Origin of the sequence: Candidatus Phytoplasma citri, from assembly GCF_002009625.1 — a bacterium.
Lineage (GTDB): Bacteria > Bacillota_I > Bacilli_A > Acholeplasmatales > Acholeplasmataceae > Phytoplasma > Phytoplasma citri.
This window is the reverse complement of the sequence record NZ_MWKN01000069.1, coordinates 1-453: the sequence shown is the minus strand read 5'-3', so window position 1 is coordinate 453 and position 453 is coordinate 1. Positions and strand designations below refer to the sequence as shown.

The window sequence follows — 453 nt, the reverse complement described above, 5'->3', positions numbered from 1 at the left end:
CTGTTTTATTTACAATCAGCCCCCGTCCAAACCGGACAAGCAAGTTTCCAAGCATCCGGCTTTCCATAATTTACTCTCTCTCGAGAACTAATTTCCCCTCGCGGTTAATTAGCTATTTATTCTTATCGTTCTTATTCTTTCTAATATCATGTATTTGTTGATTTGTCACTTTTCGATGACAGTCTTTACACAATACCTTTGTTCTTTTATTCATGACACTACGGTGGCTCGCATCGCGGACTGTACCAATGTGATGAATTTGAAGTTGGGTTGTTTTTTCGCAGTTCTCACAACGTTCCGCTTTTAGACGGTCAGTTAGATGTGTACGACCCTGGAATAAATTTCTATTGATGGTAATATCAGGGTTTCCCTTGTATTTACGCATTTTTTTGATTTTATCCCAAGAGTAGACAACCCAGGGTTCGTATTGGGTTTTCCCTTTATTAAGATAGG

1 pseudogene is annotated in these 453 nt (G+C 38.9%); it reads right to left on the bottom strand.

Features of this window, described 5'->3' with window-relative positions:
• Positions 1 to 112: 112 nt before the first annotated feature.
• Positions 113 to 453 (bottom strand): annotated as a pseudogene (locus tag B2G44_RS01945) (group II intron reverse transcriptase/maturase); the annotation flags it as partial.